Origin of the sequence: Inquilinus ginsengisoli (assembly GCF_050434925.1) — a bacterium.
GTDB lineage: Bacteria > Pseudomonadota > Alphaproteobacteria > DSM-16000 > Inquilinaceae > Inquilinus > Inquilinus ginsengisoli_B.
The window spans coordinates 1523559-1536410 of record NZ_JBNDJK010000001.1; the positions used below are offsets into that span (position 1 = coordinate 1523559).

At 71.4% G+C, this 12852-nt stretch carries 12 protein-coding genes; 4 read left to right on the forward strand and 8 right to left on the reverse strand.

The genetic code is table 11. The features are described 5' to 3' along the window. The 4 genes from QFZ27_RS07460 to QFZ27_RS07475 are packed head-to-tail and all read left to right on the forward strand — an operon-like array spanning position 1 to position 3786. Complete coding sequence (locus QFZ27_RS07460; protein WP_429225472.1) at positions 1–831, forward strand: PIG-L deacetylase family protein; 831 nt, start codon at positions 1–3, stop codon at positions 829–831. After that, positions 822–1880: a glycosyltransferase family 4 protein gene (locus QFZ27_RS07465; RefSeq protein WP_429225474.1), complete on the forward strand. Its 1059-nt coding sequence runs from the start codon at positions 822–824 to the stop codon at positions 1878–1880. Before QFZ27_RS07460 ends, QFZ27_RS07465 begins: the two co-directional genes overlap by 10 nt. Further along, positions 1877–2860, forward strand: a complete 984-nt coding sequence (locus QFZ27_RS07470; protein WP_429225476.1) for a GNAT family N-acetyltransferase — start codon at positions 1877–1879, stop codon at positions 2858–2860. Before QFZ27_RS07465 ends, QFZ27_RS07470 begins: the two co-directional genes overlap by 4 nt. Then, positions 2857–3786, forward strand: coding sequence for a methyltransferase domain-containing protein (locus QFZ27_RS07475; protein ID WP_429225478.1), 930 nt, complete (start codon positions 2857–2859; stop codon positions 3784–3786). Before QFZ27_RS07470 ends, QFZ27_RS07475 begins: the two co-directional genes overlap by 4 nt. A 3-nt stretch (positions 3787–3789) precedes the next feature. Here QFZ27_RS07475 and QFZ27_RS07480 read toward each other — a convergent pair whose 3' ends face one another. From QFZ27_RS07480 to QFZ27_RS07515, 8 genes are read right to left on the reverse strand one after another with little or no spacing between them, the layout of a single operon-like run. After that, complete coding sequence (locus tag QFZ27_RS07480; RefSeq protein WP_429225480.1) at positions 3790–4833, reverse strand: UDP-glucuronic acid decarboxylase family protein; 1044 nt, start codon at positions 4831–4833, stop codon at positions 3790–3792. A gap of 28 nt (positions 4834–4861) precedes the next feature. Then, entirely contained in the window at positions 4862–6025 is a 1164-nt protein-coding gene (locus QFZ27_RS07485) for a CgeB family protein (RefSeq protein WP_429225482.1), read from the reverse strand. Next, entirely contained in the window at positions 6022–7119 is a 1098-nt protein-coding gene (locus QFZ27_RS07490; protein WP_429225484.1) for a CgeB family protein, read from the reverse strand. The genes QFZ27_RS07485 and QFZ27_RS07490 overlap by 4 nt, the downstream gene beginning before the upstream one ends. Continuing rightward, positions 7116–8228 (reverse strand): CgeB family protein, encoded by a 1113-nt coding sequence (locus tag QFZ27_RS07495; RefSeq protein WP_429225485.1) that lies wholly within the window; start codon positions 8226–8228, stop codon positions 7116–7118. The genes QFZ27_RS07490 and QFZ27_RS07495 overlap by 4 nt, the downstream gene beginning before the upstream one ends. Further along, positions 8225–9349: a glycosyltransferase family 4 protein gene (locus QFZ27_RS07500; RefSeq protein WP_429225487.1), complete on the reverse strand. Its 1125-nt coding sequence runs from the start codon at positions 9347–9349 to the stop codon at positions 8225–8227. The genes QFZ27_RS07495 and QFZ27_RS07500 overlap by 4 nt, the downstream gene beginning before the upstream one ends. Beyond that, the gene (locus QFZ27_RS07505; protein WP_429225489.1) at positions 9346–10638 is read right to left on the reverse strand and encodes a TIGR04295 family B12-binding domain-containing radical SAM protein; all 1293 of its coding nucleotides are present in this window, start codon (positions 10636–10638) and stop codon (positions 9346–9348) included. The genes QFZ27_RS07500 and QFZ27_RS07505 overlap by 4 nt, the downstream gene beginning before the upstream one ends. Further along, positions 10635–11738: an NAD-dependent epimerase/dehydratase family protein gene (locus QFZ27_RS07510; protein ID WP_429225491.1), complete on the reverse strand. Its 1104-nt coding sequence runs from the start codon at positions 11736–11738 to the stop codon at positions 10635–10637. Before QFZ27_RS07510 ends, QFZ27_RS07505 begins: the two co-directional genes overlap by 4 nt. Then, entirely contained in the window at positions 11735–12847 is a 1113-nt protein-coding gene (locus QFZ27_RS07515) for an NAD-dependent epimerase/dehydratase family protein (protein WP_429225493.1), read from the reverse strand. Before QFZ27_RS07515 ends, QFZ27_RS07510 begins: the two co-directional genes overlap by 4 nt. Between the last annotated feature and the right edge of the window lie 5 nt (positions 12848–12852).

A 12852-nucleotide genomic window follows, 5' to 3' on the forward strand; every position in this document is an offset into this window, starting at 1 on the left:
ATGGGCGCCGCGGCGACGCTGCTGTCGTCCCTGGCGGAGGCTCCGATCGCCCCGGCCGAGGCAGCGGTCGTGGTTGCCCATCCGGATGACGAGACGATCGGCATCGGCGGGCAACTGCGGCACCTGCCGGGCATCGCCGTGCTGCATGTCACCGACGGCGCGCCGCGCGGGCTGGAGGATGCGCGGCTCTATGGCTTTGCCACCTGGCAGGCCTATGCGGAAGCCCGGCAGCGGGAGCTTGTCGCCGCCATGGAAGCGGCCGGCATCCCGGCCGCGAAGCTGCTGTGCCTCGACGTGCCGGACCAGCAGGCGTGTCGGCGTCTCGCCACCATCACCCGTGCCGTGGCCGCCCAATTCGCGGCGCGGGAGACGCGGCTGGTGCTGACCCATCCCTATGAGGGCGGCCACCCGGACCATGACGCCACGGGCTTCGCCGTCCATGCCGCCCGCCGCCTGCTGCAGCGCCAGGGCGCGGCGGCGCCCGTGATCGCGGAGATGGCCTTCTATCACCTCGGCGCCGACGGCCTGGTGCTGCAGCGCTTCCCGCCGGACGAGGCGTCTCCGGAGATCGTCCTCGAGCTCGATGAGCCGAATTGGGAAACCAAGCGGCGGATGCTGGCCTGCCATGAGACCCAGCGCCGGACCCTGGCGCCCTTCACCGACCGGGTCGAGCGGTTCCGGCGGGCACCAGCCTATGATTTCGCGCGGCTGTCGAATGGCGGCCGGCTGCACTACGATGCCTATCCCTGGGGTCTGACCGGGTTGGAATGGCCCGGCCTCGTCGCTGCGGCCATAGCCGAGCTGGAGCTGGACCCGCCGCCATGGCCCTGACCGTCCTCAACGTCGCCTACCCGCTGGCGCCGGTCGGCCCCGACGCGGTCGGCGGGGCGGAGCAGGTGCTGTCCGCCCTCGACCACGCCCTGATCGACGCCGGGCACCGCTCACTGGTGGTGGCCTGCGAAGGCTCCGAGGTTGCCGGCACCCTGTGCCCGATCCCGGCGGAGCCTGGACTGCTGGACGATGCAGCGCGGCAGCGGGCCTGGACGGCGCAGCGCCAGGCCATCGCCGAGTGCCGGCGCCGCTGGCCGGTCGATCTGGTTCATCTGCACGGCATCGATTTCGACGCCTATCTGCCGGCGGACGGGCCGACCCTGGTGACCCTGCACCTGCCGCTGGGCTGGTATCCGGCCGAGGCGCTGCAGCCCGCGCGCCCGGACCTGTGGCTGCACGGCGTGTCCGACGCCCAGTGCCGCGACGCGCCAGCCGGCGCCGGGCTGTTGCCACCGATCCCGAACGGAGTCTCAATCGGCGACGGCACGCTGCCGCACGCCAAGCGCGGCTTCGCCCTGATGCTTGGCCGGATCTGCCCGGAGAAGGGTGTCCACCTCGCTCTCGATGCGTCGCGCCAGGCGGATGTGCCGCTGATCGTGGCCGGCCGGCTGTTCCCGTACGATGCCCATATCCGCTATTTCGAGCAGGAGGTGGTGCCGCGGCTGGACCCGCGGCAGCGCTTCGTCGGACCGCTCGGCCTGCGGCGCAAGCGGCGCTTCCTGGCCGCGGCGCGCTGCCTCGTGGTGCCGAGCCTGTGCCCGGAGACCAGCTCGCTGGTGGCGATGGAGGCGCTGTCCTGCGGCACGCCGGTCGTCGCCTTCCCGAACGGCGCCCTGCCCGAGATCGTCGATCACGGCCGCACCGGTTTCCTGGTCCACGACGTGTCGGAAATGGCGGAGGCGATCCGCGCCGCCGCCGACCTCGATCCGGCCGAGTGCCGGGCCGAGGCCGTCCGCCGCTTCTCGCTCGACCGCATGGTGCAGCGCTATCTCTCCGTCTACCACCGGCTGGCCGCCGAGCCGGCGCCGGCGTTGCGCGCCTCGGGATGAGCACCGTCGCCGAGGTGCTGACGGAGGAGCCGGCGCTGGCCGCGCTCGAGCCGGAATGGTGGGACCTGTGGTCCCGCTGCCCGGCGGCGACGCCTTTCCAATCCCCGGCGTGGCTGCTGCCCTGGTGGCGCAGCTTCGCGCCAGGCCGGCTGCGGGCGATCGCAGTCCGGCGGGATGGGCGCCTGATTGGCCTGGCGCCACTCTATCTCGAAGACGGTGCGCTCGGCCGGCGCCTGCTCCTGCTCGGGCTCGGCACCACCGATTATCTGGACCTGCTGATCGATCCGGAGCATGCCGGCCCGGCGGCTGCAGCGATCAACAGCGCAACCATTGATCTCGACTGGGATGCATGGGAGTTGGAGGAACTGGCGCCGGGTGCCGCTGCTCTGCGGCTGCGCTGTCCTGAAGGCTGCGCTGAAGCCGCTGCCGGCCACAGCGCCTGCCCGACCCTGGCTCTGGCGGGGCCCGATGACCTGTCGGGCTGCGTCCCGGCCCACCGTCGCAAGCGGCTGCGGCGGGCGCTGACCATGGCGCGCAAGCGAGGTCCCGTGGAGGTTGAGGAAGGTGCAGACGGCTTCCTCGACGATCTGTTGCATCTGCATAAGGCCCGGTGGTCGGATCGAGGCCAGCCCGGGCTGCTGCAGGACGACGCGGTCCAGCGATTCCACCGTGCGGCGCTGCCCGATCTGCTCCGGTCCCGGCTGGCGCGGCTCTATCGGCTGCGGATCGGAGACAGCGTCGTCGGTGTCTTCCATGGCTTGTCCGCCCATGGTCGCACCTTTTTCTATCTCGGCGGCTTCGATCCGGATTACGCGCGTGAGAGTCCCGGCGCGCTCCTGGTCGGCCATGCCATAGCCGCCGCGATCCGCGAGAGCGGGAGCGAGTTCCATTTCCTGCGCGGCCGGGAGCCCTACAAATATGAGTGGGGTGCTCTCGACCGCTGGAACCGCCGGCGCAGCTTCCGGAGGGGCGTCGCGTGACCGTCGACGGGGCGATCGAGGCAGCCGCATGCCCCGGCGCGTTGCGTCCTGCCTTGCAGAGTTGCCTGTCGGGAGACCTGCCGGCCGCATCGGCGCTGGTGCAACTGCTGATCCGGGCTGAGAGCGGGCAGGCGCTGACGACGCTGCTGGACACGCTCGATGCGGTGATCGCCGCGGATCAGATCGCCCCCCGACGACGTCTGCAGGCGCTGCGTCGCATGCATGCGGAACACCCGGCCGCCTGGGCCACCGTCCATGCCGTGTTGCACGAGGTCCGGCACGATGCCACGGCCCGGGACGAAGCGGCGACCGTGAAGGCATTTGCCGAAGCGTTCGATCGCGCTGCCGTCGTCTCTCCCGAGGCCAGCGTCGCGCTGCATTCCTTCGGCGATCCCGGCCGGCTGGCGCTGGCGACCGAGGAGGTGGTGCGCCGGATGGACGAGTGGGGCCTGCTCGGGCGCGACCGCACGGTGCTCGATCTCGGCTGCGGTATCGGCCGTTTTGCCGTGGCGCTCGCCGGGCGGGTCCGCCGTGTCCTCGGCCTCGACATCTCGGCCCGGATGGTGGTGGAGGCGCAGCGGCGCTGCGCCGGCCTGGCGAATGTCGAGCTCCGCCGCACATCGGGCCGTGACCTCGCCGGGATCGCCAATGGCGCCATCGACACGATCCTGGCCGCCGACAGCTTTCCCTATCTCGTGCTCGGCGGCCCGGCGCTGGTCCGGCGCCATGTTGAAGAGGCGGCGCGGGTGCTGAAGCCCGATGGCCAGCTCCTGATCCTCAATTACTCCTATCGGGGGGATGCGGCAGCGGACCGCCGCGAGCTGGCAGACCTTGCCGCTGTGAGCGGCTTTCGCCTGCGCCAGGCCGGAACCCGTCCCTTCGCCCTGTGGGACGGGCTGGCCTTCCACCTGGTCCGGAACGGGTGACGCTCAGGGCGTGACGGCGCCCGCCTTGACCGGCAGTGCGGCGTCCGGTCGGACAGCGCGGAAGCCAGCCGTCACTGGGCGCGGGGCGGCCGGGCGTCCGAAATAGGCGATCGTCTTTTCCAGACCATCCTCCAGAGCCACCCGCGGCGACCAGCCGAGCAGGCTCTTCGCCCGCCGGATATCGGGCCGCCGCCGCTGCGGGTCGTCCACCGGCAAGGGCTTCCGCACGATGCGGGAGCGCGAGCCGGTCAGGGCCAGGACCCGCGTCACCAGCTCGCGCACCGTCATCTCCGCCGGGTTGCCCAGGTTGACCGGGCCGCCCGGGGAAGTGCGGCAGGCCATCAGCCGCATCAGCCCGTCAACCAGGTCGTCGACATAGCAGAAGGAGCGGGTCTGCTCGCCGGTGCCGTAGACGGTGATGTCGTCGCCGGCCAGCGCCTGGGTGACCACGTTCGAGACAACCCGCCCGTCATCCGCCCGCATCCGCGGTCCATAGGTGTTGAAGATCCGCGCCACCCGCACCTCGGCGCGGCCGGCACGCTCGAAGTCGAAGGTCAGCGTCTCCGCCGCCCGCTTGCCCTCGTCGTAGCAGGCGCGGGGGCCGGTCGGATTGACATGGCCCCAATAGCTCTCGGCCTGCGGGTGGACCTCCGGATCGCCATAGACCTCGCTGGTCGAGGCCAGCAGGAAGCGGGCCTTCTTGCGTTCGGCCAGGGCCAGCAGGTTGCGGGTGCCCAGTACGCTGGTCAGCATCGTGTGCTCGGGGTCGGACTGGTACTGCGGCGGCGAGGCGGCGCAGGCGAGGTTGAAGACCAGATCCACCGATCCGCGGGCCAGCGAGGCGGGCGGCGGCGCGATCACATCGCCCTCGACCAGGTCGAAGCGCGGATCGCGCGCCAGGTGCTGCAGATTCTGCCGCCGGCCGGTGCGGAGATTGTCGAGGCAGAGGACCCTGAACCCGTCCGCGAGCAGCGCGTCGCAGAGATGGGATCCGATGAAGCCGGCACCCCCGGCAACGATGGCGGTGCGCTGTTTGCCGTTCTTCATGATCATCCTTCCTCGTTGACGCCGACGACTATTTCACGACCCGCAGATGCGGGCGCGCCCCGTGGCTCCGGACCCTGTCGCCGCCGCTTGCCGCGGCGCGGATGCGCTGCTGGTCCGCCAGATCGCCCATCCGATGCCGCAGCATCTCTTCCAGCTCCGCGGCGCGGCGTTCGGAGGAATGCTCCGCCAGCACCCGGTGCCGCGCCGCCTCGCCGATGCTCCGGCGCAGCGGCTCGGGGCATTGGGTCAGCAGCCCGACGATCTCGTCGCTGCCGCGGGCCAGGCAGATCTCGATGCCCGGAGCGAAGATCGATTCGATGCCGTCCCAGCGATCGGAGATCACCGGGATACCGCAGGCGGCAGCCTCGAACAGCCGCACGCTCGGGCTGTGGCCGGCGCGGATCATGTCGGCCCGCGTGACGTTCAGGGCAAAGCGGCAGGAATTGTAGAAGGCACAGTGGTCGCGTGGCGGCACGTGATCGATGCGCGTGACGTTCCCCGGCCAACGGATGTCGCGCGGGAATTGCGACCCGGCGACGACGAAGCGCAGCTCCGGCAGTCTCCTCGCCGGTTCCAGCAGCAGCCTTTCGAGCGTCGGCTGGCGGTCCGGGCTGTAGGTGCCGAGATAGCCGAGGCCGTAGCGCAGCGCCTCCGGCGCGGGCCGGTAGGCCTCGGTGTCGACAGAGCAGTACAGCGGATGCGCCGCCACGGCACCGTAGCGCTCCATCAGATGCCCCAGGGTCGGCCCGCCGGTGAAGGACAGGTACAGGTCGAAGCCGGGGATCAGGTCGGGCGACAGGTATTCGAAGTCGCCGCGCTCCAGCTTCGCCAGGGTCACCGGCGTGTCGATGTCGTAGAAGCCGGTCACACCGGTCGCGACACTCTGCACCCAGGCCGAGACCGCGACGCCGTCCGCGACATAGGACCCGACGATCACGGCGTCCGCCTCGGCGACCTCCGCGCGATGGGCCGACAGCCCGGCTGACCCGGAATAGAGCTCGAGGCGGCAGAAATCGGGGTCCGGCAGGTCGCGGTTCTCGGCGTACCAGGGCTGGTCCTGCTCCAGGAACAGGATGTCATGGCCGCGCTTGGCCAGAGCCCGCAGCAATGCCCGGTAGGTGGTGGCGTGGCCGTTGCCCCAGGAGGAGGAGAGGCTGAGGCCGATGAAGACGAGGCGAAGGGGACGGGTCATGCGGCCGTCCTTTCGCGCTTCGCCGCGGCGGTCTCGCGCAGCAGCGCGTCGACCTGGGCGCCGCGGCGGGCATAGGTGTGCTCGGCCAGGATCCGGGCGCGGGCGGCCGCGCCGATGGCCTGCGACCGCTCGCGGTCCAGCGCCTGCAGATGCGCCGCCACCTCGGCGCCGTCGCGGGCGACCAGCACCTCCTCATCGGGCTTCAGGAACAGCTCGATACCTTCCCACGCATCGGTGATCAGGCAGCCGCCGGCGCCCGCCGCCTCGAACACCCGGGTGGCGGGCGAGAAGCCGGTCGCCGCCATGCTGTCGCGGGCGATGTTCAGCACCGCCAGGGGCGTGGCGTTGAAGGCGTTGTGGTCGGCCGTGCCGACATGGCCGATCCAGCGCAGGTTGCGCGGCATGGCGCGTCCGTCCCAGCCGGCGCCGCCGATCACGAAGCGGCGATCGGGCAGCCGCGCGGCCGGAGCCAGCAGGAAGGCGGCGACCCGGGCCTCGCGGTCCGGCAGCCGGTTGCCCAGGAACGCCAGGTCGCACTCGAAGCGCGGGTCCGGCGGCACCGGATGATGGGTCTTCGGGTCCAGCGCGTTGTAGATCGGCACGCAGCGCCGGGCGCCGAGCGCCTCATAGGCCGAAACCACCGGTGGGCCGCCGCCATAGGTCAGCACCATGTCCAGCCCCGGCAGGGTCCGGCGCAGCGGATGGTCCGCGCCGCCGCGCTGCAGTTCGGCCAGGGTCGCGGGGGCGTCGACGTCCCAGAAGATCCGGATCGCGTCCGGCCGCGCCGCGGCCATAGTGCCCTCGATCAACAGCTCGTCGAACACGCCGACGCCGCTCGCCTTCACCACCACATCCGCCAGCGCCGCCTCGGCGACCACGCCGCGCAGCGCGTCCTCGGTCGCCGGATAGACGCGGACCTCGGCCCAGTCGGGCGGATCGATGTCGCGATGTGCCTGCCGGTCGAAGGCGTCGGGCTCGTAGAAGGTGATCCGGTGGCCGCGGCCGGCGAGATCGCGCAACAGGCCGCGATAATAGGTGGCGGCGCCGTTCCAGTAGGACGACAGCAGGCTGGAACCGTAGAAGGCGATCCTCATGCGACGGACTCCATCGGGGTGGCGGTGCGCAGCCGGACCAGGATCGCCAGCAGCTCGCGCATGCGGTGGGCGCAGCTGTGCCGGGCGCGGATCGTCTCCAGCCCATTCGCCGCGAGGCTGCGGCGCAGCTCCGGATCGTCGCGCAGGGCGATCAGGTGACCGGCCATCTCCGTGCCGTCGCGGGCGACGAGATAGTCCTCGCCCGGCCGGAACAGGCTCTCGGCGTCGTGCCAGGGGGCGCAGGCCAGCGGGATGCCGCAGGCCAGGGCCTCGAACACCCGGATCGTCGGGATGCCCGGCAGCTGCTCGACATAGAAGCGCCGCGGGACATGAACCGTGGCCAGGTGCCGGGCGAACGCCGCCGGGACCTCGGCATTGGCGAGCCAGCCGTGATAATGCGCGCCTTCGGCGGCCAGGCGGGCCAACGCCTCCGGCGGATAGCGCACGCCGTGGATGTCGAGCGGCAGCCCGGCGGCCCGGGCCGGCTGGAACAGGAAGGTGTCGAGCTCGGCGCTGCGCTCCTCGTCGCCCCAGTTGCCGACCCAGATCAGCCCGGCTCGGGCGCCTCCCTCGTCCGGCGGCCGGAACAGGCGGGTGTCGGCCGCCTCGTGCCAGATGAAGGCGCGGCGGCCCCAGCCCCAGCGCCGATACACCTCCGCCAGGGCGGCGCCGAAGGCCAGCACGCCGTCATAGCCGTCGAGGTCGAAGCGATGGATCGCCTCCGGGTCGCTGACGGCGCGGTGATGGGTGTCGTGGAACAGGGCGGTGAAGCGGGCACCCCGGCGCCGCAGCCGGCCGATGGCGGCGACCAGCCCCGGGTCGTTCCATTCATGGACGATCACGGCGTCGGCGCCGTCCAGTGCCTGCTCCAGGTCGATGTCCGGTTGATATGCGGTCGAGGACAGCTCGGGATAAGTTCGTTGGTACGCAACCAGGGCCTCCTCGCCATGGTCGCGCAGCAGGTTCTCCAGGCTCCAGGCGCCGGCCGGCTCGAACACCGCGACCTCGTGCCCGGACTGGACCAATTCGCGCAGCACGCCGCGCAGGAAATGCGCATTGCCGTGGTTCCAGCAGGAGCGCAGGGAGTGGGTGAAATAGACAAATCTCATTCCGCCGCCTCCCGCGCGGGCCGCCGCGCCGCTGTGGCCGCCAGGTCGCGATAGAGTCCGGCCATCCGGTCGGCCATGGCGGCGATGGTGTAGCGCGCCGCACGCCGGCGCGCGGATTCGCCCAGATGGTCCCGCAGGCCGCGGTCGCGCAGCACCCGGTCGAGGGCGGCGGCGATCGCGGTCTCATCGCGCGGCGGCACGAAGACCGCGGCGTCGGCCCACAGCTCGCGGAAGGTCGGGATGTCGGACAGCACCAGGGCACAGCCGGCCTGGGCCGCTTCCAGCACCGCCAGGCCGAAAGGCTCGAACAGCGCGGTCGAGGCGAAGACCGGCCGGTGGACCAGGCAGTCGCGCATCGCGTCGCCGCTCAACGTGCCGAGGCACAATCCATGGCGCAGGATCGCGCGGGCGCCGTTCGGCCCGGTCAGCGGACCGGCCAGCAGCAGCCGGACGCCGAGGCGGGCCGCGGCATTGTCCAGCGCCTGAACGTTCTTGCCCTCATCCCACAGCCGCCCGGCGCTGAACACGAACTCCGCCGGTTCGGCTGCCGCCTCGGGCCCGGGCGGGGCCGCGCGGCCGTTCCAGACCGCGGCGGGCAGGGTCGGCAGCCGGTGCACAGCCCGGGTGTCGCGGGCGAAGGCCCGGCTCGGCGCCACCACCGCGTCGGCTGCGTGCAGGCCACGGCGAACCAGCTCCGCCCGCCAAGCGAAGTCGTCCGGCAGCGGCCCCGTCCGCACCCCGGCCCACCAGGTGGCGACGCAGGAATGATGAACAGCGACCGTCGGCACCGGGAACGCGGCCTCGGCGGCCAGGGCCGGGCTGTTCAGCTGCACGATCTCGGCACCGGCATCGGCCGCCAGTGCGGCGATCCGGCGGCCGGCGGTCTCGACCTCTTCCGATTGCCCGGCCAGCCAGTCGAGCGGCAGCGCCGTCTCCACCAGCCGCAGCCCCGGCACCAGCCCGGCGGACCAGCGCTGGTCGTCATCCGGCAGCGGCCCCAGCACCGCCAGCGTCGTCTCGATGCCATGCCGGCGGGCCAGGGCAGCGGCGAGATCCAGCGCATAGGGCCAGACCCCGCCGACCGCGTCCGCCGTCATCAGCAGCCGTCGGGGCACGCTCACGCCGGACCGCACGATGCCTCCAACTCTCTCAGTGGCAGCGGGCGTTCGTCCTGGATGTCGCTGAAATGATCGAACTGGCCGAGATAGTGCTCATGCGCCCGTTCCCAGGCCCGGTCGTCCGGCTGGCCCCAAAGGCGCCGATAGTCGGGCGAGCTGGGATAGGGGTACAGCGGCACGGGATCGTTGGCCCAGACGCCGTTGCGCTGCAGCTTGTCGCGCCAGGTGGCGATCAGGTCGGGATCATCCTCCGCCGTCTTGATCAGATTGGCCTGGACGAAAGGCACGCTGCGACGGGCGTAGAGCAGCCGGTCGGCCAGCTCGTCGGTCGTCATCTTGCAGTTCTTGGTCAATAGGTCGCGGCCCTCGCGGGTCAGGCTTTCGACCCCGGCCTCGATCGACACGCAGCCGGCCCGGCCCAGCAGGTCCAGCATCTCCGGCTTCCACAGGTCGATGCGCATCTGCACGCCGAACTCGATCGGGCGGTCGACCAGGGCCTCCAGCAGCGGCTTCTGCGGCAGGAAGATCTCGTCGACGAAGTAGAGATAGGTCGCGCCCTGGGCGATCAGCCCGTCGATCTCCTGCAGCAGGATCGTCAGGTCGCGGCGGCGATAGGCGTCGCGGAACTCGTTCTTGGCGCAGAAGCTGCAGTGATAGGGGCAGCCGCGCGAGGCCTCGACCTCGGCGCCGGGGCCATGCGCCTCGGTGCCGAAGCGGTGATGGTGGTGGTCGTGCCGCCGGACCCATTCGTCGGGCCAGCGCAGCGCCGGCAGATCGGTGAAGCGGCTGGCGTTCAGCCCGCCGTTCACCACCACCTCGCCGCCGTCGCGGAAGGCCACCGCCGGCACCCGGCGCAGATCCGGTTCGTCAGCCAGCGCCGCCACCACCTCCTCGCATTCGCCGCGGACGACGATATCGGCGCCAAGCTTGCGCAGCGTGGTCTCGGGGGTGACCGAGGCGTGAGGGCCGACCGCCACGGTGCGGCCGCCGCGGCCGTCCAGCGCGACGATGAACTCGCGCGGGATGCGCAGCTCCGGCGGGGCGCAGCGCCAGAACAGATAGGTCGGCGCCGTGGTGACCACGGTCATGTCCGGCCCGAAGGCGGCGGTGCGGTCGGCCAGGTCCTGCATCTCCGTGCCGCAGAGAGGACCGTCGAGCATCAGCACCTGATGCCCGGCGGCTTCCAGCAGCGCCCTGGAATAGCCGAGCTCGAGCGGCAGATGCGGCTCGCGGCAGCCGAAATAGATGCTGTGGTCGTAGCGCCAGGGCGGGTTGATCAGGGCGATCTTCACGAGATGGCCTCCGCTCGCTGTTCGCGGGGATGGGGGGTGGAAGGAATGGCGTCGACCGGGTTGCGGCCCAGCCAGTCGGCCAGCCGAGTCAGCCCGTCGCGCCAGGGCAGCGGCTCCGGCAGTCCCAGCGCCTGGCGGGCGCGGCCGATGTCGGAGACGTAGTAGCGCTGGTCGCCGGCCCGCCAGTCGCGGAACTCCACATTGACCGAACGACCGGTCAGCATTTCGATGTGGCGGATCAGCTGCCGCAGGCTGACCGCATTGGCCGGGCCGCCGCCGAGATTGAAGGCTTGGCCGCGCACCGCCTCGATGCGCCGCCACGCCGCGATATAGGCCGCGACGGCGTCATCGACGAACAGGATATCGCGCACCTGCCGGCCGTCGCCGAACAGGGTGATCGGCTGGCCGGCCAGGGCGCGGATCAGGAAATGCGCCACCCAGCCCTGGTCCTCGGTGCCCATCTGATGTGGGCCGTAGATGCAGCTCATCCGCAGCACCGCCGTGTTCATGCCGAAGCTGCGGGCATGGTCCAGCACGTACTGATCGGCGGTGCCCTTGGAGCAGCCATAGGGCGTGTGGAAGTCCAGCCGGCGGTCCTCGCCGATGCCGCGGCCACGCAACGCCGTGTCGACCGGGCGATAGGCGTCGTCGGCCAGCTCCAGTCCGATATCGGCCAGGTCGCCATAGACCTTGTTGGTGCTGGCGAAGACCAGCGGCGCGCCGGGATTGTGCCGGCGCAGCGCCTCCAGCAGGCGCAGCGTGCCGGCGGCATTGACCTCGAAATCGGACCAGGGGTCGTCCAGGCTGGTTGTCACGGCGACCTGGCCGGCGAGGTGGAACACCGCCTGCGCCTTCCGCGCCGCCGCGGCCACGGCCTCGCCGTTGCGCAGGTCGTCGATGACGGTGGAGATCCGGCCGGGATGGGTGCGGCGCAGCCAGTCGAGGTTGCGCTCCACACCCGGCCGTGCCAGCGCGTCCAACACCAGCACATGGTGGCCGTCACGGGCCAGCCGGTCGGCCAGGTTGCAGCCGATGAAGCCGGCCCCGCCGGTCACCAGGACGGGCCGCAGGCCGGTCACGGCGGGAGCGGGCCTGCTCATGCCACCAGCCCGCGGGATTCCAGCTCGCGCCGCGCCTCCGCCACCCGGTCGACCGCCTGCTGCGCGGCGACCCATTCGGCCAGCTCGGCCAGGCCCTCGCCGAAATCCTTGGTCGCGGCGAAGCCGAGCTCCGCCTGCGCCTTGCCGATATCGGCGAAGCAGTGGCGCACATCGCCGATCCGAGCCTTGCCGACCAGCTCCGGCTCCAGCTCCGGCCGGCCCATGGCGTCGGCCAGGGCCTGCGCCGTCTCCAGCACCGTGCATTCGCGGCCGCTGCCGACATTGAACACGCCGCCGACAGCTTTCGGATGCTCCAGCGCCAGGGCGAAGGCCTCGGCGACGTCGGAGACATGCACCAGGTCGCGGCGCTGCTGCCCGTCCTCGAATACCAGCGGCCGCTGGCGGTTCAGGATGCGCGAGGCGAAGATCGCCAGCACGCCGGTATAGGGGTTCGACAGCGCCTGGCCGGGACCGTAGACATTGAACATGCGCAGCGCCGCGGCCTCCATGCCGTAGGCGCCGGCGACGGTCAGGACCAGCCGCTCCTGGCAGTATTTGGTCAGCGCGTAGACCGAGGCCAGCATCGGCCGCTTCCACTCCGGCGTCGGCGCCGGGATCAGCGGCCGGCCCTGCCGATCCAACGGGTCCCAGGAACTGCCGGGCTGGCGCTCCGGCCGCATCACGTCCTCGACCGGATCGCCGTCGGCGGTGTGGTACAGGCCCTCGCCATAGATGCTCATCGACGAGGCGACGACCACGCGCCGCACCGGATGGGCGATCAGCCGCTGCAGCAGGGTCGCGGTGCCGAGGTCGTTCACCGAGACGTAGCGGTCCACCGCATACATGCTCTGGCCGACGCCGACCTCGGCGGCGAGATGGATGACTGCGTCGACGCCCTTCAGCGCCCGGGCCACTGAGACCTCGTCGCGCACGTCGCCGACCTGCAGCTCGACATCGTCCGGCAGGGCGGCGGCTCCGCCGTCGCTGCCATGCACCTGCTCCAGCAGGCTGTCGAGGATCCGGATCCTATGGCCGCGCCGCAGCAGGGCCCCGGCGACATGGCTGCCGATGAAGCCTTTGCCGCCGGTGATCAGGATGGTCTCAGGCATAAGTG